Genomic DNA, 24055 nt, shown 5'->3' with positions numbered 1-24055 from the left:
CTCTGTTATGTGTCTGCTGCTTCATTAAACAAAATCCTGTTTGAAAACGGATCTTTTACAGTAAAGCAACGATCGCCTCAAGGCGCATCTTCAATACTAGGTTTGTTGTATTTATATGGCTTAGAAGTCACATGAGCAAACAATTGATCAAGTTCACTCACATTCACAAAAATCTTACAGCCAGGAGTACAGTCGCCTGAATGTTCACTCAAGTGCAAAACAAAATTGCCAAGTGAAACTTGTATATAAATCGGGTAGCCATCCTCAAAGCGATGTTCCCAATCTAATTCCATCCCCAGAAAGCCAAGGTAAAACTCTTTGGCTTTATCTTCATCAAAGATCCGCATAATTGGGATTGTCTGAAACTTCATGCCATCGACTCCATCACACATAAGCTTTGTCTAGTACGCATAAGCACCCAGTTTCAAATTTTTTTTGAAACTAATACCTGTCTTGATCACATTGTTTTTTACTTGAACCTGCTTAAAATGCTGCCATTGAATTTGTATTCCTGATGATTTGGAGCTGTTACATGAGTGATTTAAGTTTCTTCGCCAAAAAACGTTACACCACTAAAGCCTTTGATCCAACAAAGACGATTCCAGCGGAAAAAATTGCAGACATCAAAACCCTGCTGCAATTCAGCCCTTCTTCAGTTAACTCACAGCCTTGGCATTTTGTACTAGCAAGCACGGCCGAAGGTAAAGCGTTAGTCGCTCAAGCAACTGAGAATTATGCCTTTAATACCCAAAAAATCCTCAATGCTTCCCATGTGTTGGTGCTCTGCACTCGCACTCAATTGGATGAAGCGTATTTACTGCAAATCCTTGAACAAGAGGAAAAGGATGGCCGCTTAGCTAATGAGGAAGCAAAACAAGCCCAGCATAATGGCCGTTCATTCTTCGCCAATATGCATAAGTTTGAGATGAAAGATGCCCAGCATTGGATGGAGAAACAGGTCTATTTAGCGCTTGGCACCTTAATGCTCGGTGTAAGTGTATTAGATATTGATGCGTGTCCGATCGAAGGTTTTGATGCCACTAAAATGAATCAAGTCTTAGGCTTAAGAGAACAAGGTCTATGCGCCTGCGTGGTTGTCGCCTTGGGTTATCACGCAGAAGATGATTTCAACGCTAAATTGCCTAAATCTCGCCTAAAACAAGAGGTGATTTTCACCGAAATCTAGTTCTACCTCTCAAGTGAGCAATCAGCATGCCCTTGATTTGATGTGATATAAACAAGGGCATATTTTTTAGCGCAGTAACCCGCTTCAGCAACAACATCCTAAAACCTGTCTGCTATTAACGACTTATTTGCACAAGAAACCATCTAAAGTAGGAGTAAACCACCATGGTATTGCTCTAAAATTCATCTTTGCCTACACTTTGCCTCTATGGCATGATTTGCTGCGCAGTTCAGGACGGCATAGCTTAGTGGATCATCGTTTATCGTCGTTTCGAGTCATCTTTTTTGCAGCCCAGCGGTTTTATCGGCGCATTGGTCACACTCACAATTTAGGATGGGACAGTCAGTATGTTATTTGCCAAACCCTCGCTCACTGAAGAACCTCAATCGATTCGAGTTGCAAACACTAAGGGCGATAATCCACTGATTTGGCCATTACTCACGGTTTTACAAGCCTCAAACCAAGGTTGGAAAATCCATCACTTAGCCACAGAATTACAAACCCAAGGGCTGATCCACCAGCTTGATGAAAATCCGGGTAACGATTTATTCAAACGTAACTTCCTACTGATGAACGCCCTGTTTGAGCTGCAGGAAATATTACTGCCAAAGCAATGGCTACAAGTCAAAGCCATGGAAATCCAAATCTTCCGCTTAGTCCCATCAAACGTTAACCTTCTGATTATGCAAGATACTTCCCTTCGTGAGTATTATCTCGATTGGAATAACTACGATACCAGCGAAAACGTAGTGCGTGAATTGCTTGAGGCCTTCTGGAGCAATTATAAGAGCTATATTGGCTTAAATATCAATCTGATGAACAAGGGTAATGCACTGCGAGTTTTCGAATTAGACGAGAGCGCCACCGCCCGCGACATCCGCAAGCAATGGCGCCGTTTAGCGCTCAAGTGGCACCCAGACCGACCCGATGGTGATGCGGCGCGTTTTCGCGAAGTGTGTGAAGCGTGGCAGTCACTAAGGGACATTGCCTAAGCATTTTTCTCTTTAGCAATCAGTTCCTGTCTGTACGTACTGCTGTGCCGCTAAGGCAAGGCTAAAGCAAATCTTAGGTAAAACTTCCATTGGGATCACAGATTTAGCCCAGTTACAACGAGCCAATTCAGTCATAATTAAGCCTTTCCATTTAACCTGAACCTATGCGTTACGCTGGCATTTTGGCTAGCTAAACTTCTAGATTGAAGCTCACTTTATGGCTTCTGTTGGCCGTTAAATATCGACGATACCCACAACTGACACAGTGAATTCAATCCCACCGAATTTGAGGAAACTATGATTAAACAATTAGCCTTGGCTGTAACCTTAGCAATTGCGCCCTTGAGCAGCTTTGCCGCCAATTTTGTTGAAGGCACACACTACACTCAAATCTCGGCAAAAGCGCCTAGCAGTGAACCTAAACTCACTGAATTCTATTCATTTTATTGCCATAACTGCTTCAATATGGAAACCAACTATTTGCCAGATATCAAGGCAAACCTCAACAAACAGATAAGCTTCGACAATAAGCATGTCGACTTTATGAATAGCGACATTGGTACCGAAGTGATGCGCTCTTTGGCCGTGATCCAAAGCCTTGATAACAAAGATGCCTTAACCCATGCCATGTTTACCGCAATCCAAGGTGCTGAGGGCGCAAACGGTCACGATCACAGTGCACCGGGCCATCAGCACGAGCCGCAAATTAACAGCCGTGATGACATCAAAAAAGTCTTCGCCCAATTTGGCGTTGATGCCGCTAAATACGACGAGTTAGCCGATAGCAAAAGCACTGATGAAAAGCTGGCCCTGTGGCGCACTCAGCAAAATGAATTCAAAATCGACAGCGTCCCCGCCTTTATCGTGAACGATAAATACGCAGTAAATTTAAACAGCATCAAAACCTTAGATGAATTGATTGGATTAATTAACTATCTTGCCGTTGAGAAAGATGCCGCAGCCGCTAAAACCTCATCGGGTGGCAGCCTAGGCTGGTTATTTTTAGTCTTTGCCGCCGCAATTGGTGTGACACGTCAGCAGCGTCTTAGCTAAATCCAGGCACAAGCGTTAAAGTAAGGAACCGTCAGCATAAAAAATGGCCTCCAAATTAGGAGGCCATTTTTATTCGCATTCGAAACACGCTTGCGATATAAGAACTTAATTCAATCGTCTATATAAATACAGTCATTTAGTGTTATTTTCCAATCTGTTATTGGCGAATGAAATCGAGAATATGACTCGCCGCCAAGATTAAATGTACGATCAAGAAACCGATAAAAGCCTGCGCAAAAATTTGATGATAACCGCGCCACGCCAACGCTGTTGGCGTCCCTTGAACAACAAACCAAACGAGGCCCGTAACCCCTGTCGCCACCAGCAACAGCATACCGATACCTTCTATTGCACTAAACAGCCCTTTACCACCTGCAACGGGGAATTTGCCTTTTGTGAGTCCAAGCATATCCTGTTTTAATTGCGTCCAATCGCCAGCTAGCCAACCAAAGTATTGGCGCCATTTTCCATGTAAGGTATTGCTGAGTAAGAAAAGAATCCCAAGCACAGTGCACGCTAAACCTAAATACACATGCAAATAGTCCCAAAAACCGGCGTTATCGGGTATCCGTCGGCCCATAAAAATCCACGGGCTGGCACAGACGAGTAAACTGCTTGATAGCACAACCCACACATGTAGATGCGCCATCATGACTCGGAACAAGGAGCTGAGTTTACTCATCATATTTTTCATCCTACTTAATGCTTCCTTTGCCCTTTGCATGATTGAAGTTTGAAGATTAAATGCATTCGCGGCGGCTTAATGAGCGCTAATAAAGTGGGCTAGGGGCAAAACGCGGCGCCGCGATTTAATGCCCAAATTAGGCGCGGTGGATCTGCTCACCAAATTCAGCCACTTTCTGCCAATCCGTGTATTCCACATTGGTAACTGGATCCGTAGGTCCTTTCGTTAACCACATGATGAAACGGATGATATTTCTATCTAAGGCGTTATAGCCTTGATAGTTCAAGTTACCACCAAAAACGCGTAATAACTGTGGCCGCCAAGTGGTTTTACTTAAGAATGCCTGCATATAAGGATTGGTTTCTGGGGTGTTTTTCTCAGGTTTACGCGCGACTAAACTAACGGAGAAAAAACCACTGACCTTATCCGTCAACACAGCTTGATGTTTTTCAATAAATTCGTACAAGCTAGGATTATGTTTACCATGGCGAATACTGGCGCCAATGATGATTTTATCGAACTCAGCGAGTGCAGGAACAGCCTTGATATCGGCGGTAACCACCTCATTGTCCAAGGCCGTTAACTGCTGCGCGAGCTTAGTTGCAATTTTTTGGGTCTGGCCGTGAACACTAGAATAAATGATGAGAATTCTTTTCAATTTAGCCTCGATTAATCCCAAGTAAAATAACCATTAAGATATTTCATACTAGGTGATTTACCCCGCAATTTACATGAAATAGATCACGGGCTTAGCCCCAAACCACTCAGGTATATGCGGTAGTTTTAGCAAGCTCACAAAAAAAGGCAAACCCTGAGGTTTGCCCATACTGAGATACACTAAACGGGATGAATCGACAAATTATCTTTTCACGCCCTACAAAGACATTAGAAATGCAATGACTTGTTCACGTTCATTTTTTGATAAATTCATAAAGGCAATTTGACTCTTTTCAGCTTCACCACCATGCCACAATATCGCCTCTTCTAGGGTTGCGGCTCGTCCATCATGTAAGAAACCGGCTTGTGGATTAACCGTCTGAGTTAAACCTATTCCCCATAGTGGCCTTGTACGCCATTCGCTTCCCGAGGCTAAAAAGTCTGGGCGGCCATCGGCGAGCCCTTCGCCCATGTCGTGCAATAATAAATCAGTGAAGGGATAAATCTTCTGTCCTTTTAAGCTATCACTCATGGCTCGCCCACCAATGTCACCACTCGTTTTAGTGGTATAAGAGGGCACATGACACGCAGTACAATTAAGTTGAGTGAATAATCTCGCCCCCTCTCTTACATTCGGTTGAGCAACATTCCGCCTTGCAGGAACGGCCAAGGTTTCAGCATAAAAAACAACAGCATCACTGAACTCAGCTCCGACTTCAGGTGCACCATTTTCATCTGCCCCTGTATCAATAAAACCAGTTCGAGTGAGATAAGCATCGTGTAGCGACGTACCTTTGATACTTTCATCGGGGAATAGAGGATTAGTTATGCCAATATCGCCACGCAGTGCACCTAAGGATTGCACCCGCACACTCGGGGTATTCGCCTTCCAGCCAAAACGGCCTAAAGACACAGGTTCTGGATCGCCCGTTTGTGCCTTCACAGCATCAAACACATAGTTCGCGCGGCCAGAAATACCGTCATGATTGGCATCATTTTCATCAACATGTTGCAAAATATCCGCTGCCGCAATCGCTTCGAGTAAACCTAAGCCAAAGACTGGCATGCCATTACGCCATCCCATTAACACATCGTCTTGCAAAAGATTTGAGGTCAAATTGGGGCTTTGCTTAGTTTCGCCGGGCGCATCATAGGGGTTTTCCACTTCAAATAGCGGCTGCTTCAATAAGACTTCAGTACCGTCTGGGTAGGTCACTGACTTTGTCTCATAGGATAAGTAAACATCTGCTTGGCCAATAAACTGATTCTGCTGCCAATCACTACGTGCTTGCAGTACGCCTCGATGAAACAGTTGTCCACCGAAATCAGGTACTGGAATGGGTGCACAATAATCATTACTCACGTCGCCTTTAATACAGGTATCGTTGGCAGCCTTACTTATCCGCAAAAAGATGCCCGCATCCGATCCTAATTTAACTCGTGTCTGGCCCGTGCTGACTTGCGGAGTCGAGTTACGTCCATCGCGTTGATGGCATGCATTGCAGTTAGCATTATTAAATACAGGACCTAAACCATCTAACTCAGGGTGTTCAGCGTTTGGCGCCGTGGTAAAAGAAGTCTCAAAAAACTTATCGCCCGCCATGTGCAGCGCAAGTTCAGTCGCGGTTAGATTTACCGATGGTGTAGAGAAACCATGTCCTGAATTACCTGCATCAAAGGTTGTCGTTGCGCCGCCGCTGGCAGTGATATCCGTATATTCAGGATAAACAATGGGTTCAGGTATGGGTGTATCAACATCTTGTGCATCGCCACTGCCACCACAGGCGCTCAGCTGTAAACAGCCAATGAAAAATGCAGGTACTAAAATGTGTCTGTTATTCATCAAAAATCTCACACAAATAAAATGACAAAGCAGCAACTATGCAATTGCATCCTTGCTGCTTAAGACATAACTCACCAAACGGGTTCCGTCGTTTAGCGTCATTTCATGACAATGCCAAGAACCTCTATCGCCTTAGCATTGCTCTGAATATGAAATTAAGATTTCCAACGAGAAAGTAATGGTATGACATCAGACTCAAGTGTGGTTTTCAGCTTGGTCAAGGCATCCACAGCCACTTGAATTCGCGCCCTTCCCGCATCATCTTTAATCGCTTGGCGGAAAGGCTGTTGATTGCTGCCAGCAATAGCGCGGATCTTGATAATGGCATCATCGATTTCACTGCTAACACGTGTCGCTAAGTTCGCATCGGCAGCAGCCACGAAGTTAATGATGCCTTGACGATCACTGTTACCGGTGAACTCTCCTTGATATACATTTCGTACCCCAATGATGTTATTGGCAAAGTCATCTAATGAGTTCCAAGAGTATTGCGACTCCACCTTTGAAGTATCAGCAGTGGCAAGGGAATCACCAAAGGGATCAGCAATCTTACCGTTACCGACCTCATCGACAATCGCGATCATGCCATTGATCAACTCTTCAACTACAGCCAATTGCGATGAGTAAATAGTATTGCCTGCTACACCGGGATTCTTCAGCAACTCAGCGTAAGGTTTAGCGGCAGCATCTTGCGGATTGTGGTTTATCTGCCAAGCGTCGTCGAGCTGCTTAGTGTAATCACGGAACACTTCGGCCAATGCAATAAGATACTCACGTTCTTTTGCTGTTAACTGACTGATAGGTTTAGTATTACCATTTACACCATCGCCGAATAATAAGAATTCAATGGTATGAAAACCTTGTACATCATCGTTCCAGCCCTTAATCGTCTCAGCATCAAAACCTGAATTAGAATTTAGCTGTGTTTGTAGATCGGTCGTATTAAGCGGCCAGCTATCAAGATGTGGATCGATACTGAGTGAGTCTACTGGGCCAAAAATATGTGATTCACCTTGCTCCCATGGTAAACGTGCCGCTTTCCACGCAGCTTGAGCAGCGTCTAAATCCGCTTGGGCTGTTGAGTTAGTGAGCTTCTGAGTCGCCAGTAAAAGGGCTTCCGCTTTCGCGGCTAAGTCCGCATAACCAGCCACGATAACGTCATCGGTCAAGTTAATGATCATCTCAGTGGCGGTGTAACTAAAGCGATTATCCGGCGTTGTCGGTGTTGTAGGCGTTGAATCATCCGATCCAGAGCCACCACAGGCTGCTAAGGTACTCATAAGGGCGATGGCTATTGCCGTTTTACGTAATGTCATAGTGCTTAATGTCCTATTTGTTCCATCAAAAATGAATGTGACTAGAGCGAAAATTGATAACCCACGCCAAGGGCGAAGAAATTAGTATCCGGAATGCTCGCGACGGCTACTTGTTGTAAGCCTGCTTCCGCTTTAATCACTATCTGTGGGATAGGAAAATAGTTAATGCCGACACTGGTCCAAGTATTTTCAAAACGCTGAGTCGCCGTGCCTGTTTCGACTTCCATCAAAGGATTGGAATAATCTATGTTGGCAAAAACGGTTAACGGAAGAGAAGTGAAATGATTCAAATCGATGCCCGCTTCAACAAAGAAGGCCTGTGACTGCGATCCTAGCTGTGCGAAGTTACCAGGCCTTAAGCCTGGCGTTGTTTTATTGGCTTGGGTAATGGCATCGCTGTCGCTTAAGGTGCCGTAGAGATACTGACCGCGTAAGATCCAAGGACCTTCAACATAAGCCGCGGCGACTGACACTATGCTAACTGTGCCATCCACATTGATTTTATTACTTTTGTGACGATTACCACTGGTATTACCATAGTAGTATGCGACCCCAACGGCGGAACCTTTTTTAAAGTTGCCGTAATCTAAACGTCCTGCAAATGCTAAATCGTCGCCATTAACATGCTCGAATCGTTTTTGATGACCCGATGCAGCCCAATCATAGGTTCTAAAATATTCCGAATTGAGACCACTGATAATTTGGGCCTGATAGTGGAAATCGGCCATTTCACCATATATTCCGATACCGTTTTCATTCCAAACAGCGGGGATCATGGCGGCTTCGCTTCGATGACGCATCACAGTAAGATATTGATTTGGTTTGTGCAGCATACTGGTCAAGCCAATAGGAACATGGATATTACCAAATTTAATCCCAAAGGCTTTAGACGGACGATAACGCAGCTCAGCCTTTTCAATCATCACCTCACCGCCAGCTTCGACTTCAGTCTCAAATTCACCGAACTCATCAAAACCATCGTATTCTAAGGCGACGCCTGTGCCGCCATGTTCATACTCTATTTCGACTTCCATGCTCCAAGCATCGGTAAATTGATAGCCGAACTCAGTGACAACGCGCTCTAAATCGAAACGATTACGGCGCTCTGGTGTGGTGTCTTGGACGTTATCAAAGTACTCATCACTGGTATAAACGGCGGTACCGTAGGATTGAAATGAAAACTTGCTAAGTTTATCGGCGGCGGTTTCAACACTATCTACCGCGGTATTGGTCTTAGTTTGATAGTCTGCCTGCTGAACTTGCTGCTGTTTCTGTTGCGCAGCTAATTCTGATAACTGCTGCTTTAATTCTTGTAATTGAGCCTCTTGCCTTGCGATAGCCTGCTCTAAAATCGCAGGGTCTGTCGCTGCCTGTGCAGTGCAATTAACCCCACCTATGAACGCAGTGACCAGGATGGCCAGTGAACTCAACTTTAACTCTGCTCTCATTTCTTTCTCCGCGCTGTGTAACAGCTTCCCCGTAAATGCGCGAACAAAATAGATCAATTGAGAATGATTTGCATTAGAATTTACAATTTAATTTACAAATAAATTACATTAGCATCTGATTGTATATCGAGTCTAACAAGCGTATTTTCATTCAAAAAAATCGCGATATTGATTAATAAACCACACATTATTTAAGCGTTAAGTTATCTAGCCTAATTACCAAAAAAGCATTAGCATTTGTAGACTTATCGCCTGAGTCCATATCCATGAAATCCATTCAAACCAAAGATCCTAAAGCACTCTTGCTATGGATGACCTTTGTAATGTCGCTCGTGTTTGCCGTTTGGCAGGCACTGCTCAATAACTTCGTGATTGAAAAAGCTCAGTTCACTGGTGCTGAAATCGGCATGTTACAAAGCCTGCGCGAGATCCCGGGGTTTTTGGCTTTTACCGCCATTTTTGTGCTTTTACTCATTCGAGAACAAGCCTTCGCCCTGCTTTCTCTGGCCTTGTTATGCATTGGCGTTGCTGTGACAGGTTTCTTTCCTCAAGTCATAGGCCTGTATCTGACGACGGTATTGATGTCTGTTGGATTTCACTATTTTGAAACCATTAACCAATCACTGACGCTGCAGTGGGTCGATAAAAAAGATACTGCGGGTTTTATGGGTAAAGCACTGGCGTGGCGCTCGGCCGCGGCCTTAGTGGGCTACGCCAGTATTTGGCTGGTGATGACCTGGTTGAAACTAGACTATCAACACATGTATCTGATTATTGGTGCGTTAGGTCTAGTCATGGTGCTAACTATGGCTTGGTATTATCCAAAATTTGAGACCACGGAAGTCCAACATAAGAAAATTATTCTGCGTAAGCGCTATTGGCTCTATTACCTGCTGACCTTTTTCTCAGGTGCGAGACGGCAAATCTTTATGGTGTTTGCGGGCTTTATGATGGTCGAAAAATTTGGATATAGCGTGAGTGAAATTACCGCGCTGTTCTTAATTAACTATGTCGTCAACCTACTGTTTGCGCCTGCGATTGGGCGATTCATTGGTCGGATTGGCGAGCGTAATGCGCTGACAGTGGAATACATTGGACTCATCATAGTCTTCATCAGTTACGCCTTAGTCGAGCAAGCACATATGGCGGCAGCGCTGTATGTTATCGATCATTTGTTGTTTGCGATGGCGATTGCGATGAAAACCTATTTTCAAAAAATCGCCGACAGCAAAGATATCGCCGCCACTATGTCGGTCAGTTTTACTATCAATCACATAGCCGCAGTGATTATTCCTGTGCTTTTGGGCTTATTATGGTTAACCGATCCCGCCTTGGTATTTTACATAGGCGCAGGCTTTGCCGTATGTTCGTTAATGCTGGCGCTCAATGTACCGCGCCACCCTGAAGCGGGTAATGAAACCTTATGGTCTTGGACAAGCAAAAAAGCTAAATCCATCGCTAAAACGGTCGAATAAAGCGGCATAATAACGAGCCAAGGAATCAGCTTAGCTCAATGTTGAGTCTAGCACTGAACGCTTAAGTGATCGCCATCTAAGCTAGGCACACAAGCGAGCTATTCAAACAAGATGTTCAAGTTAAATGCTCAAGCTAGGCAAACAAGTTAGACAGATAAAGGTGGGGGGCTATGCCCTCACCTAACCCCAATGTAGGCTCAAGGATTAACGCGATGAAGGATTCAGATATTTTACTGTTGGCAGAAGATGGCGAGTCAACATCCGAGGCATCTGCTCGCAAAAAAGCCCTGCTGCTCGGCCGTCAATTAGGTTTAGCCAGTGAGCAAGAATATCGCCCCGCGAATGCTTCCACCGCCGAACGCGCCCAACATAGATCCCGCAAGTTATCGAGCCAGTATCAAGCCAATGTGGAAACCATTTTTGCCTTAGCCCTCAGCTATACCCCGTCGGATGTGACTGGAGTCGATCTCGATCCCGACTGGAGCCATCAATTCTTTTTAATGGCGGAGCAAATCCATAACCGTAGAATGCAAGACTTGTGGGCACGAATATTGTCGAGCGAGATAGTCAATCCCGGTAACTTCAGTCTGCGTACTTTAGCGCTACTTAAGCAATTGACCCACAGGGAAGCACAAATTCTTGAAAAGGCCCTTGGCATGGCTGCTAAGGTCAATAGCGAACAGCGTCTAAAACTCATTAGCGGCTATCGCTTGTCGGGTGGGATTGGCCAATATTTCCGTAAAACAACCTCAGTCAATTTAGGTTTATCCCAGTTTGGCCTACCCTACTCCAGCATTCTGACCTTAGTCGATGCCGGGATACTGCACAGCAGCGAGTTCGAAACTGGTTTACTCAACAATAAAACCCCCATTCAATTTGCCCTACAAGGCATACAGATGAAGCTTACGCCCAAGAGCGGTAATCTGCTTTTTAGTTATTATCGCTTAACACCGATTGGTGATGAACTCGCCCAACTAGTGCAACCTAAACCGGATCAAGAATACCTCAAGGCACTGCAACTCTTGTTCGCTAAGGATTTTAAAATAGAATAATTACCCACCATAAAAATAAATTATAAATCAATAGCATAACCAGTAAAACTCAGAAATAACAAAGGAGCCTAAAGGCTCCTTTAAAGTAAGATAAGGGCTAAATGTTAAGCTAGCGCTTTAGCCTTATCGGCATTGATAACATTGATTGCCGTTAGATAATCGATTAAGGCGCGCACTTGAGTCGCTAAATCGCCTTTGCTGGTATCTATGGTTAATTCGGCCGCTAATGGCGCTTCATAGGGTGATGAAATACCAGTGAAATTACTGATTTCACCACTGCGTGCTTTCACATATAACCCCTTAGGATCACGCTGCTCGCACACACTTAATGGCGTCGACACGTGCACTTCAATGAACTGCCCTGCCGGGAAACGAGCACGAATGCTATCGCGCTCCTCACGGGTCGGGGAAATAAAGGCTGATAACACCACAAGTCCAGCATCCACCATTAATTTGGCCACTTCGCCGACACGGCGCAGGTTCTCGTCACGGTCTTCAACCGTAAACCCTAAGTCTTTACACAGTCCATGGCGCACATTATCGCCATCAAGCAAATAAGTGTGGAATCCCGCCTCAAATAACGCCCGCTCTAATGCACCAGCCAGTGTTGACTTGCCCGCGCCAGACAGTCCGGTAAACCAGAGTAATACGGGATTTTGGCCTTTCTGCTCGGCTCTGGCAGCTTGATCTACAGGATGTTGATGCCACACGATATTTGTCATAAAAACTCCTCAATCCTTATGCTGTCAAACGGCTAACACAAGGGCAATAAACTCAAGCTAATCACTAAAATGGAAAGATGATCGGCACCATAAATATCACTATCAGGGAATACAGCACAGATAACGGCAATCCTAGGCGGACGAAGTCACTGAAGCGATAATTACCCGCATTAAATACCATCAAATTAGTTTGATAGCCGTAGGGCGAAATAAAACTCGCGCTGGCACCAAAGACCACGGCCATAATAAAGGGTCTGGCATCGACACCGTAATTAAGCGCAATCGCGTAAGCGATAGGGAAAGCTAGCGCCGCGGCGGCATTATTGGTGACCAGTTCAGTCAACAATAAAGTCATTAAATACACACCAATAAAGGCGCCAAACACCCCATAACCATTAATAACCGAGAGTAATCCTTGGGCTAAACTGTCCGCAAGGCCAGTGCTCATCATCAAGTTGGCTAGCCCTAACGCACTCCCCACTATCACCACTAGTTCCAATGGAAAACGGCGTTTAAGCTCAGCTAAAGTAACTGCGCCGATGGCAAAATAACTCAGCAGCAAGAGCACTAAACCCTTAGCCAAGGGCAATACATCGGTGACACTCAAAACGATAGTGACCGCAAAGCCCAGTAATACCCAACGACCACGGTGACTGTCTAGGCGCACATTCAAATCTAGGCCGCTGATCGCCGCAAATTCTGAACTTAATTTTGCGCTATTGCTGAAACCATCGCCGGGCGTCAATAACAACACATCGCCGGGTTGCAAAATAATGTCACCGAGCCCGCCTTTTAGCGGATGATTGCCGCGGCGAATCGCCATCACTGCCGCATCGAACTGCTCGCGAAAACGCGATGCTTTCAACGTACTGCCGACTAAACTGGATGAGGGTGCGAGCACAGCTTCAACTAAATTTTGTCCCTTGGCTTGATGCTTACCAAACCAATCTAAACCATCGAATTGATGCAATAACTCAACCGATTCCACCGCGCCACTAAAACGCAGTACGTCGTCCGCTTGCAGCACTAACTGGGGCGGCACTGGGCAAATACAAATGCCGCTGCGCTCTAACTCAACCAGATATAACTTTTTCAGTGCCCTGAGTTTGTTATCGACCACACTGCGGCCGACTAAGGACGAGCCCTTTGCCACATGGGCTTCAAGCAAATAAGGCAGCGCCTCTTCATCCGATTCTTCCCGTCTGTCGGGCAGAATGTTCGCCAGTAGGATCAGCAATAACATACCTGCGATAACGATCACCACGGCGACCGGCGTGAACTCGAAGAACCCTAAGGCGGGTAAGCCGGCGTTCTCCACAAAGGAGTTCACAATCAGGTTGGTCGAGGTGCCAATCAGAGTCAATGTGCCACCTAAAATTGCCGCATAATTCAACGGTAATAATAACTTAGCAGGTGCGTGCGCTTGATTGCGACGCACAACCCCAATAAGCGACGCCACCACAGCCGTGTTATTGGTAAAGGACGACAGCAAGGCAGTAGATAACCCGAGTTTTGCCATTGTCATAGGCAAAGAACTATTGCCTATGACTTGACTCAACTTTCCCAGTAGGGAGGTTTTTTCTAATGCCGTCGCGGCCAATACCAAGAGGACAAGTGTGACTAAGCCAATATTGGTAAAGCTTGTTAATGCGGTATCGAGCGCAACCATGCCAAGCAAATAACAGAGCAAAAATGCAAATAAAAACAATACCGCAGGATTAATACGGCCGCTAATTAAGCCAGCCACAAGCCCTAACAAAATAATCGCTAACAGCCACAAGTCACTCACAAATTAAGCTCCAAGCTTAGAAATATCTATCGCTTGCCAATGGGGGAAGTGTTTACGCACTAAAGCATTAAACTCGACTTCAAAAGCACTAAATTGCGATGCGGTTTGCTTGTTAACGTGTTGACCTGACACCACCATTACAGCGGCAACTGTCGCATTGCTCAAGCGATCAATTAAGATCATTCCGCCCGTATCGCGCACTAACGAATAGGCATCAAACACTATGTCTTCGGTCAGTTCTAAGGTCACACGCGCAATCGCGTTTAACCCAAGTGTATCCGTTGCGCTGCGCGCTAAGGTATTAACATCAACCACATAATCGATAGCAGTCACAGAGGCTTGTGTCTTCTTACCAGCCACTTTGATATCGTATAGCTGGCCGAGTTGTAATGGCTTTTCGTCCATCCACACTAGGTCGGCGCTGATCAGGTTAGCAACGGCTGGCGCTGAGTCGGGTTTGGCCAGTAAATCGCCGCGGGAAATATCAATTTCATCTTCCAGCGTGATAGTCACAGCTTGGCCAGCAACCGCTTCTTGAATGTCGCCATCGAAGGTAACAATGCGTTCAACCTTGCTGCGTTTGCCCGATGGCAAAGCGATTAATTCGTCGCCGACATTGATGATGCCAGAGGCTAACGTGCCCGCAAAACCGCGAAAATCTAAGTTAGGACGCGACACGTATTGCACCGGGAAACGCACGGGCAATGCGCTGAGTTCACGTTGCGTATCAATGGTTTCTAGTAGTTCAAGCAAAGTACCGCCTTGATACCATGGGCTTTGGGTGCTGCGCTCAACCACGTTGTCACCATTAAGCGCCGATAAGGGCACAAAGTGGATATCGAGGTTACCGAAATTTTTCACGAAATCGGTAAAGTCAGCACGTATGCGGTTGAATACTTGCTCATCAAACCCAAGTAAATCCATCTTATTTACGGCAACGACAAAGTGACGGATCCCCAGCAATGAGGCGATAAACGCATGGCGTTTAGTCTGAGTCTGCACGCCGTAGCGGGCATCGACTAAGATCACCGCCAAATCACAGGTCGATGCACCCGTTGCCATGTTGCGCGTGTACTGTTCATGCCCTGGGGTATCGGCGATAATGAACTTACGCTTATCACTTGAAAAGTAACGGTAAGCCACATCGATAGTGATGCCCTGCTCGCGCTCGGCTTGCAGACCATCGACCAGCAAGGCTAGGTCAATCGCTTCACCTGTGGTGCCCATCTTAGCGCTGTCGCTCTTTAGACTCGCCAATTGATCTTCATAGATCTGGGCGCTGTCGTGTAACAGACGGCCGATTAAGGTACTCTTGCCGTCATCCACACTGCCACAGGTTAAAAAGCGCAGTAAGCCTTTGTTCTGCTGCTGAGCTAGATATTCTTTCACACCATGGAGGGTAATTTCTGCCGCCATGCGATTGGTTTTATTGACCGCTTTGTCCATCTTATTCTCACTCTTGATCTGCTTGGCTACAGGTCGCGCTTTACCAACGCCACCTTCACGAAATAGGATTAACCTTGCCGAGATTAGAAGTAGCCTTGACGCTTCTTCTGCTCCATCGAGGCACTTTGATCTGAGTCGATCAATCGGCCCTGACGTTCGCTTGAACGGGTTAACAGCATTTCTTCAATAATCTTCTCTAGGCTGTCGGCCTCAGAATGCATGGCGGCCGTAAGTGGGTAACAACCTAAGGTTCTAAAACGCACCACTTCTTCTTTAAACTGCTCGCCCTCGGCTAACTTCATCCGCTCATCATCGGCCATGATTAACTGACCGCCGCGCTCAACCACTTGACGTTTAGCCGCAAAATACAAAGGCACTAACTCAATGTTTTCTTGATAGATATATTGCCAAATATCCAGCTCAGTCCAGTTAGATAACGGGAATACGCGAATACTTTCGCCCTTGTTCACTGCGCCATTATAGGTGCGCCACAGTTCTGGACGTTGATTTTTAGGGTCCCATCTGTGGTGACGGTCGCGGAACGAATACACCCGCTCTTTGGCGCGAGATTTCTCTTCATCGCGGCGAGCCCCACCGAAAGCCGCATCGAAACCGTATTGGTTAAGTGCTTGCTTTAAACCTTGGGTTTTCATGATGTCAGTGTGTTTCGCACTGCCATGGTCGAAAGGGTTAATCCCCTGCGCCAACCCTTCTGGGTTAATGTGCGTCAGTAACTCGAAGCCAAATTTCTTTGCCTGCGCATCACGGAATGCGATCATCTCTTTGAATTTCCAACCCGTATCGACATGCAGCAACGGAAACGGGATCTTGCCCGGATAAAAGGCTTTTCGCGCTAAGTGCAACATAACGGAAGAATCTTTCCCGATGGAATACAACATCACAGGATTATCGAATTCGGCTGCAACTTCACGAATGATCTGGATGCTCTCGGCTTCCAGTTGTTGTAAGTGGCTTAATTCACGCCCGGCCATACTATTCTCCGTTTACCTTAAATTCGCTGCATTACCACAGCATGGGTTAGCTTAATTTTCTTAAAATTTTTAACTGCTTAGTATCTTTAACTGCTTGCGGCTTAGCTTATCGACGCGGCGACACGCTAACCGATTGAGTGTGCTCATCACTGGCTTGAGTCGATTCAACCACTTCAGGGTTGAACCAGTGCAAGGTGTCACTCAGCGCAACCACTTCACCTATGATCATCAAAGCTGGCATTTGTAATTCAGGATCGGCGGCAAGCTGTTCAAGCTCACCTAAACGGCCGATAAAACGACGTTGCTCTTTAGTGGTTGCCTTTGACACTATGGCCACCGGTGTTTCAGGGCTTCGGCCCGCATCGACCAAACCTTGGCGAATAATGCCGGCGTTAAGAATCCCCATATACACGACTAAGGTATTGTTAGGATTAGCATAACCTTGCCAGTCCATAGGGCGACTCTCTAACTGACAATGGCCAGTGATAAAAGTCACGCCTTGGGCATGATCTCTGTGGGTTAGGGGAATTCCCGCATAGGCAGATGTGCCGCTGGCGGCAGTAATACCGGGGACGACTTCAAACTCAACCCCCGCTTCGACTAAGGTTTGCAACTCTTCGCCACCGCGACCAAAAATAAAAGGATCGCCGCCCTTAAGACGCACCACATTTTTACGGGTGTAGGCTTTAGTCACGAGTAACTGATTAATCTCGTCCTGTGCGGCGCTATGCTTACCCGCACGTTTACCTACGGCAATCTTTTCAGCGTCTTTGGGAATAAGATCGAGGATATCTTGACTGACTAAAGCGTCGTATAGCACAGCATCTGCGGTTTTCAGGATACGCCATGCCTTTAACGTCAATAACTCAACGTCACCAGGACCTGCACCCACCAGCCAGACTTTGCCTTTGGCCGCTTGGCCCGGTAAAGATAAAATTTCCATCAACATCCCCAAGATCACTTTAGTCTGTAGAAATATAGCGCGTCTTATATTCCATAATAAATAGATAATTATTAGTTTTTATATCATTTAGATATAAAAGAAATCACTGATATCAATTTAAAGTGGAAAAATATTAAGTTTCAAAATCAAAAGCATCTTAACTTAATAATAAGCAATTGAATTTAAATAATTTAATAAGAATACAGCAGTTATCTACAACGATTATCTCTCGGTTAAGAATGTGATTCTGGCACTATGTTATTGCCAAAAATTCTACCAAAATCGGCCTCAACAAAACGAAAACCTCGCTAGCAAGGCAAGCTGTCACCCAATAGTGCAGAATTTTTCCATAACCATAAATTCACTTTCTAATGTTAAGCTGGGCATAACTATCTTTGTTGAGTACGACTGACAAATACACAAATAAGCACATCAAGGAGGGCCGATGAAACGACTTTATTCAGGTATTGCAATGGCTGGGCTATTAGCTTGTACGAGTATAAATGCCGAAGAATCATTAGTAGAAGGAAGGGTCAAAGATGAACTTGCCACGGCAGAACTGCCCTTTGTGATTACGCCACATAAAGTGAACTACCTTTTACCTGCGACCTATAACCCAGATCCCAACATGGCACCGTTCGCTGAAGATGCCATCCTCAATCCCTACACCTTGGATGAGTTCGAGGCTAAGTTTCAAATCAGTTTTAAATTCCCTATTTGGTACAATGTCTTTGGTGATAATGGTCATTTATTCTTTGCCTATACCAATCAATCCTATTGGCAGGTTTATAACAAAGACACCTCATCTCCGTTCCGTGAAACCAATCACGAGCCTGAAGTCTTTATGCTGTTTAATAACGATTGGAAAATAGGCAGTGTGACCAATTCCTTTTGGGGCGTTGGTGCTGTGCATCAATCAAATGGTAAATCAGGACCGCTTTCTCGCAGCTGGAATCGACTCTATGCCACTATGATTTTTGATGCCGGTCCACTCGCCTTCTCAACCAAAGTCTGGTGGCGTATTCCTGAGGATGAAAAAACCGATCCGCATCAAGCTCGCGGTGACGATAATCCCAACATTGATGACTACATAGGAAGAGCTGAGTTTATTGGTGTCTATGGTATCGATGAACATAGATTCACCTTAACCCTTAGAACAAACCTAGAAGATATCGACAGAGGTTCAGCAGAAGTAACCTGGAGTTATCCTATCGTCGGCAACTTACGCCTTTATACTCAATACTTTAATGGTTATGGCGAGAGCCTAATCGATTACAACTATCACAACCAACGTATTGGTATCGGGATTTCGCTCAACGATATTCTGTAGCAAATATAAAAGTGACAGAGTACAAAAATCAGCCATAATTTGCTGCTAATCTACAAAACCTGCTGCTAAATTGCTCAGATGGACCTGAGTTTATGGCCGAGCGGGACGATTTACATTGATCCGAATGGCATTTAAGCCGATAGTCGCACACCTTTTTGTGCCCTGAAGCTACGCCTTAACATCATGGAGGAATATGAGTTTTAGCTACCGCAGCATAGTCGTGCTACTCAGTGTCATTATTTTCGCGAGCTTACTTAAGCTCGCGTTTTTTGCTGTGCCAAAAGATAACACCGCACCTATGCTTAATGCGCAAGAGGTACGCCAAGATCTCTATGCCTTATTGGATCAAATCGAGCAACACTCGGCGTTTTATGCGTTAACGCCCGACAAAGCCAGTCCGCAACTCAAATATATGGCGAGCCTGATTGTCGAGCAGTACCAAGACATCACTCCCAATGACCGCTTTGCCGCTGAAATCACTAAACTACTCAATAGCCTCAAAGATCCCGGCGCTCAAGTACAGGACTTCAACGATCAAAGCGGCGAACTCCCGTTAACCTTACGACCACTTAACGACCAGTGGTTAGCCTTAGATAGCAGTAATAGTCCAATCAACAATGACTTTCCCTTTGTGACTCATATCGACGGTTTACCTATGAGTAAATGGGTAGCTGCCAGCCAAGCCTATTTACCTGAACCTGCAAAACAGAGCCAAGAAATGCAGTTACCTTGGCTGAAAAAACTTAACCTATTACGTGAAGATTTAGGGCTCAGCATCAAGCCCTATGTGCTCGTTACGCTGATTAATGATGATCTGCAAACCCAGCAGGTGACTCTCGCCCTGCCAAGCCGCGAACCGCAGACTCAATTAGTGGAAAATAATCAAGAAGATCAGACACAAGATATGAGTGTTTTTGAATTCATTAATCAGTTATCTCAGTTTGAGCGCACCGAATTTCAAGACACTCCAAATCAATTAGAAACAGTTAACAATACTACGGTCAAACTGAAGATCAGCGATCTGTACGCCTTTGAATTGGATAGAGATCTACAGCAAGAACTGCTAAAGGGCATGACACATCCATTACTCATTATCGATTTACGTCATGCCAGTGGTTTTAGCCCAAAGCTATTAACCCTGTTATCGCGATATCAAGATACTGATTTAAATAACACTTTAGCGCCAAACGTGATGGGATTTGCACACTATCGCCGCTCACCAGAATTGAGAAATGACTATCTACAACCACTCAACTTTAAGCCTTTAGCTGCGCTCGAATACAGTGCGCCACGACTAAAATCCCTCACCCGCAACTTACCCCCAGTCGATGAAGATAAATTCAGCCCTTGGTACGTTCGCACTAAACCTTCGGTGACTCCTGAAGGGCGAAATCGTTTAGCACTGCTCGTGAGTCCCAAATGCCGCCAAGAATGTGAGTGGATTGCCTATCGCACTAAATCTTGGTCTAGGGCGAATTTGATTGGTGAAAAAACCTCGGGCGATTTTGCTCGTCAGTACCATTTCAAACTGCCAAACAGTGGGTTAGACATAAGATTCAGTAGTTCGTTAACCTATGATGCACAGGGGAAACTCTTGTCAGGTGCTGGGACTGAGCCCGATATTTGGCTCCCGCAAAACAGCGATATCCAATGGCAAGGATTAGTGAGTTTAGTGCGTTCCGCTAAGCCAAAAACTCAGCTCATTCAAACATCACAAACCACTAAGTTGGCGCAAGCTAAGCTGAATTGACACAAAAAAAGAGCCAGCAATCTGCTGGCTCATTTCAAACATTGATTCGTTAACTGATATCAGTTAGCTAAAGAATGGATTCTAGAATTATTTCTTTTCAGTCGCTTTAGAATTGGCGACTGAGCCTATAACCAAACCTTGCTTATTCACATCGAAGCTCATTTGAACTCGCATGTTGTAATCTTTAAGCATTTTCATTTCTTCAGGAATTGGCTCGCCGCTCATTTCTAACAACGTCAGCATTGGAGTGAACATCTTGCCGTAATCGGCAGATAAGCTATACATGCCATTCGCAGACAGTTTCTCGCCCGCTAATTTGTTCGCCAAAGCCAAACCTTTGTCACCACTATACACCACTAAATGCTGACCTTTAATCGCGAGCATAGGCTTAACACCTAACTCAGGAGGCAACATCAATAGTGGTGATAAATCAGTGGCATCGCCGTTATCAGCTAATTGCACTTCGGCCAACATAGGTGCAAAAGGCTTCACCATATTGAACAACATAGATGGGTTTTCGGCGCTGAGGCTAACTAACGCATCTAAGCTTTCTAACTTAGGCTCTTGGTCTTGAGTGCTCATTTTAAAGTCGAGCAATGAAACGCTCATGCCTTTCACACCGTTCGCCATGCCCGTGAACATGCCAAGCATAGCTGGGCTCTGTTGGCTCAACTCAGCTTGCAACTCGGCCAGTGGCGCACAGGTCAATTGCGGCTTTTGCAGATCATCCCAAATAGCCGTTAATGAAGGTGAAACTTCGTTGACATCTAAGCCTATGCCCATAGAGAAGATAGTGCTGTCGATATCCGCCAGATGTGCAGGAATAAAGCCACGCATCTTTTGCATGGCCGCAAGAATCGGTTGATTCTTAGTTTCAACCACAAATGAGGCCGCCATATGGCTTTCTTTTTCTGTCACAGAAAACGCGGTTAAACCCGCAACCGTGCGCGGCCAATTAGCAGCAATGGCGGTTAATTCGGTGCGACATTCAGGTGTTCTAATTTGCGCTAATGGATCTTCACCGACGCTTTCATTAGCAAAAAACTTCGTCAATTGCTTAGATAACATATTGCTATCGGCTGAGGTCAACGCCTTTACAATTTCCACATGGTTGATAAAGCTGATGCTGTCATCTTTAAAACCATGGGTCTTAATAATATCGTCCAATATGCCAGAAGCGGCTAATGACTGCGGCGCCTTCTTAATACCGAATGCCATTTCTAATAATTCAGGCTCGGTAATAGAAGTGCTGAAAGTAATCGTTAATATGCCATCTTTTTGGGCAAATAGCAGATCAGTTTTTTCAGTTGAAGCTTCATCCGATAATGCATAAGCGCGATAATCAACATCACCCACTTTACGCATTTCGTGGGTCACACCACTGTCTTTTTCGGCTTTATCTAATGCAGCCCAAAATGCATCCGCTTGATTGACGTCAATCTTGAATACAGGCAAAGCACCTAGAGTATAGAAATATGGTTTAATTTCATCAGGAAAACCAAAGGTTTTCAACAGTAAGGCTGGATCTTTAATGCCATCCATATACTGCTGATAAATGCTGACGAAGAACTTACCCATAGGGCTATCCAGCTCACCAAATTCGGCAAGCGCGTTACTTGGATATTGCTGATAATTTCCAGAAATAGACTGTAAATACGCTTTCAACGGGAAGGGTTTTAGCTGACCCGAAAATATCGGCGTATCAGCAGGCACATAGTCGAGCAAAGGATTTGCAGAGGCACTAGAGCCAGCACCATTCTGCGTATACCAATAACCACCCGCACCAGCTGCAATAATTGCCGCGGCAATCACAATCTTTTTCATTTAAGAAACTCCATTTAATGACCATTCAATTTTATGAAATCAATACCTAAAGTAATCCCTAGGTATTTGAATATTTATCCGCTCTTACATATCCCTTACGCAGATAATGCAAAACCAGAAAACTAAGGTATAAATTTTGCCCGATAATTTAACATTAAAGCGATACAGAAGCGAACAGGATAGGGAGTCAAACCGTTAAAACGCATCAGCGTTAACCTTAATTCAACAGGTTTCCAATCTTATTTCAATTCAGTAATAAAAGATCTTTAAGTCGTCGACGATTAGCAAAGTGCCCAATGACTCATAAATGCATCTGGGCCAAACTCACACGCCAGACCTTCATCCCGCTTCGTGGACTTTTTTAAGCGTGACGTCACCTAACTGGCGCATCTGTTTGCGGATCCACGCCGAACGCTGCTGCACATAGGACGACGGAGGTGACACTTTATAGCGCCAAGGATTCGGTAAGATAGCTGCAAGTAATGAAGCTTCATATTGGGTCAGTTTTGCCGCAGACTTGCCAAAATAATGCTTTGATGCCGCTTCGGCGCCGTAAATACCCGGGCCAAATTCGACGATATTTAAATACACTTCAAGAATGCGCGACTTATCCCAAGTCAGTTCCATCATTAAGGTAAACCAAGCTTCTAATCCCTTACGAAAGAAACTGCGGCTAGACCACATAAACAGGTTTTTCGCCGCCTGCTGACTTAAGGTACTGGCTCCGCGAACTTTAGTGCCTTTCTGATTGTATTTCAGCGCCGAACTTATCGCGGCTAAATCAAATCCCGTATGCTCGGCAAAACGTTGATCTTCAGCGGCGATCACCGCCAATTGTAACTCAGGAGAAATGTGCGCTAAATCGCGCCACTGATGCATAACTTCCCCCATAGGTGCAGGTGGAAATAAGGCGCGTTCAATCCGCCAAGTCCACATGGGTGGATTAACGAATCTGAGTAGAATAACCAATAAGATTGAGCAAATGAATGCCCATACTAATCCCTTGAATAGCCAAGACAATAAACGACGAAAGCCACGCTTACGTCTCTGAGGAACAGGGCTATTCGACTTATTGGCACTAGGACGCCTGACATGATCTCGCATCGCATATAAAGGGGCCGTCATTTACACCATCTCATCCGCGCACTCTCGTTTCTGATATCCAGTTAAGCTAATCCATTAGGCATTCTTTACAACGTCCAAGGCTTATTAGAAAACCGTTTAAAGCACTAAGGAAGTTGCGGGCCGATCATGCTACGACAATGGAAGAAATACCAAGGATATCTTACTCGATAATCAAAGATAGGCAGAGAAATAACCACAATAACAAATCACTATTGAATATGGCGAGGGCTTAACTTGACTTGACCTCGGCAGCTTTGACGACAGCTGACCGAGGTTGCAATGGCTGATTAACGAGGGCTAGCAAGTCAATCAAACAGCTTGTTACTCGCAGCTGCGAGTCAGGTTTTCAACGCTTTCACTGCATCCAGTCGAATGATATCAATACACAGCAAACTCAGCCCATAAATACTGATATACAACCACTTAA

21 protein-coding genes are annotated in these 24055 nt (G+C 45.2%); 7 read left to right on the top strand and 14 right to left on the bottom strand.

Annotated elements, in window-relative coordinates; genetic code table 11:
* Nucleotides 1–77 precede the first annotated feature (77 nt).
* A complete protein-coding gene (locus tag AYJ58_RS07475; RefSeq protein ID WP_232790873.1) occupies nt 78–371 on the bottom strand; it encodes a glyoxalase superfamily protein in 294 nt (97 codons plus the stop codon).
* 161 nt (nt 372–532) lie between these two features.
* Between AYJ58_RS07475 and nfsB the strand changes: the two genes are divergently transcribed.
* Both nfsB and AYJ58_RS07465 read left to right on the top strand, forming a co-directional pair.
* A complete protein-coding gene (gene nfsB / locus AYJ58_RS07470; protein WP_106649615.1) occupies nt 533–1186 on the top strand; it encodes an oxygen-insensitive NAD(P)H nitroreductase in 654 nt (217 codons plus the stop codon).
* A gap of 347 nt (nt 1187–1533) precedes the next feature.
* A complete protein-coding gene (locus tag AYJ58_RS07465; RefSeq protein WP_106649614.1) occupies nt 1534–2178 on the top strand; it encodes a DNA-J related domain-containing protein in 645 nt (214 codons plus the stop codon).
* A 12-nt stretch (nt 2179–2190) separates the two neighbouring features.
* On the opposite strand, the gene AYJ58_RS22125 is transcribed toward AYJ58_RS07465, so the two are convergent.
* Nucleotides 2191–2313: a hypothetical protein gene (locus AYJ58_RS22125; RefSeq protein WP_269801905.1), complete on the bottom strand. Its 123-nt coding sequence runs from the start codon at nt 2311–2313 to the stop codon at nt 2191–2193.
* A 162-nt stretch (nt 2314–2475) separates the two neighbouring features.
* Here AYJ58_RS22125 and AYJ58_RS07460 point away from each other — a divergent pair, with 162 nt between their 5' ends.
* Nucleotides 2476–3231 carry a DsbA family protein gene (locus tag AYJ58_RS07460; RefSeq protein ID WP_006082874.1) on the top strand — a complete coding sequence of 252 codons (756 nt, stop codon included), beginning with the start codon at nt 2476–2478 and terminating at the stop codon, nt 3229–3231.
* Between the two features lie 157 nt (nt 3232–3388).
* Here the strand turns inward: AYJ58_RS07460 and AYJ58_RS07455 are convergent, their stop codons facing one another.
* From AYJ58_RS07455 to AYJ58_RS07435, 5 genes are all read right to left on the bottom strand, one after another.
* A complete protein-coding gene (locus AYJ58_RS07455) occupies nt 3389–3916 on the bottom strand; it encodes a cytochrome b/b6 domain-containing protein (RefSeq protein WP_063883843.1) in 528 nt (175 codons plus the stop codon).
* 136 nt (nt 3917–4052) lie between these two features.
* Nucleotides 4053–4574 (bottom strand): menaquinone-dependent protoporphyrinogen IX dehydrogenase, encoded by a 522-nt coding sequence (hemG, locus tag AYJ58_RS07450; RefSeq protein WP_106651767.1) that lies wholly within the window; start codon nt 4572–4574, stop codon nt 4053–4055.
* Between the two features lie 216 nt (nt 4575–4790).
* Complete coding sequence (locus tag AYJ58_RS07445; protein WP_106649613.1) at nt 4791–6416, bottom strand: di-heme oxidoredictase family protein; 1626 nt, start codon at nt 6414–6416, stop codon at nt 4791–4793.
* 155 nt (nt 6417–6571) lie between these two features.
* Nucleotides 6572–7732 (bottom strand): imelysin family protein, encoded by a 1161-nt coding sequence (locus AYJ58_RS07440; RefSeq protein WP_106649612.1) that lies wholly within the window; start codon nt 7730–7732, stop codon nt 6572–6574.
* Between the two features lie 41 nt (nt 7733–7773).
* Nucleotides 7774–9180 carry a hypothetical protein gene (locus tag AYJ58_RS07435; RefSeq protein ID WP_106649611.1) on the bottom strand — a complete coding sequence of 469 codons (1407 nt, stop codon included), beginning with the start codon at nt 9178–9180 and terminating at the stop codon, nt 7774–7776.
* Nucleotides 9181–9446: 266 nt separating this feature from the next.
* On the opposite strand from AYJ58_RS07435, the gene AYJ58_RS07430 reads away from it, so the two are divergent.
* The gene (locus tag AYJ58_RS07430; protein WP_106649610.1) at nt 9447–10655 is read left to right on the top strand and encodes an MFS transporter; all 1209 of its coding nucleotides are present in this window, start codon (nt 9447–9449) and stop codon (nt 10653–10655) included.
* Between the two features lie 212 nt (nt 10656–10867).
* Complete coding sequence (locus AYJ58_RS07425; protein ID WP_106649609.1) at nt 10868–11707, top strand: TIGR03899 family protein; 840 nt, start codon at nt 10868–10870, stop codon at nt 11705–11707.
* Between the two features lie 104 nt (nt 11708–11811).
* Here the strand turns inward: AYJ58_RS07425 and cysC are convergent, their stop codons facing one another.
* From cysC to cobA, 5 genes are all read right to left on the bottom strand, one after another.
* Nucleotides 11812–12429 carry an adenylyl-sulfate kinase gene (cysC, locus tag AYJ58_RS07420; RefSeq protein ID WP_007645632.1) on the bottom strand — a complete coding sequence of 206 codons (618 nt, stop codon included), beginning with the start codon at nt 12427–12429 and terminating at the stop codon, nt 11812–11814.
* 64 nt (nt 12430–12493) lie between these two features.
* A complete protein-coding gene (locus AYJ58_RS07415) occupies nt 12494–14218 on the bottom strand; it encodes an SLC13 family permease (protein WP_106649608.1) in 1725 nt (574 codons plus the stop codon).
* 3 nt (nt 14219–14221) lie between these two features.
* Complete coding sequence (cysN, locus tag AYJ58_RS07410; protein ID WP_106649607.1) at nt 14222–15664, bottom strand: sulfate adenylyltransferase subunit CysN; 1443 nt, start codon at nt 15662–15664, stop codon at nt 14222–14224.
* Nucleotides 15665–15747: 83 nt separating this feature from the next.
* Entirely contained in the window at nt 15748–16656 is a 909-nt protein-coding gene (gene cysD, locus AYJ58_RS07405) for a sulfate adenylyltransferase subunit CysD (RefSeq protein ID WP_006085924.1), read from the bottom strand.
* Nucleotides 16657–16762: 106 nt separating this feature from the next.
* A complete protein-coding gene (gene cobA / locus AYJ58_RS07400; protein WP_106649606.1) occupies nt 16763–17599 on the bottom strand; it encodes a uroporphyrinogen-III C-methyltransferase in 837 nt (278 codons plus the stop codon).
* A 445-nt stretch (nt 17600–18044) separates the two neighbouring features.
* On the opposite strand from cobA, the gene AYJ58_RS07395 reads away from it, so the two are divergent.
* Nucleotides 18045–18929, top strand: a complete 885-nt coding sequence (locus AYJ58_RS07395; protein WP_106649605.1) for a phospholipase A — start codon at nt 18045–18047, stop codon at nt 18927–18929.
* Nucleotides 18930–19122: 193 nt separating this feature from the next.
* The gene (locus AYJ58_RS07390; protein WP_106649604.1) at nt 19123–20679 is read left to right on the top strand and encodes a S41 family peptidase; all 1557 of its coding nucleotides are present in this window, start codon (nt 19123–19125) and stop codon (nt 20677–20679) included.
* 87 nt (nt 20680–20766) lie between these two features.
* Here AYJ58_RS07390 and AYJ58_RS07385 read toward each other — a convergent pair whose 3' ends face one another.
* Both AYJ58_RS07385 and mtgA read right to left on the bottom strand, forming a co-directional pair.
* A complete protein-coding gene (locus tag AYJ58_RS07385; RefSeq protein WP_106649603.1) occupies nt 20767–22503 on the bottom strand; it encodes a hypothetical protein in 1737 nt (578 codons plus the stop codon).
* A 339-nt stretch (nt 22504–22842) separates the two neighbouring features.
* A complete protein-coding gene (gene mtgA / locus AYJ58_RS07380; RefSeq protein ID WP_106649602.1) occupies nt 22843–23628 on the bottom strand; it encodes a monofunctional biosynthetic peptidoglycan transglycosylase in 786 nt (261 codons plus the stop codon).
* Nucleotides 23629–24055 lie beyond the last annotated feature (427 nt).

Origin of the sequence: Shewanella sp. Pdp11 (genome assembly GCF_002838165.1) — a bacterium.
Lineage (GTDB): Bacteria > Pseudomonadota > Gammaproteobacteria > Enterobacterales > Shewanellaceae > Shewanella > Shewanella hafniensis.
Note: the sequence above shows the minus strand (reverse complement) of the source record. Positions and strands in the feature narration are given on the sequence as shown.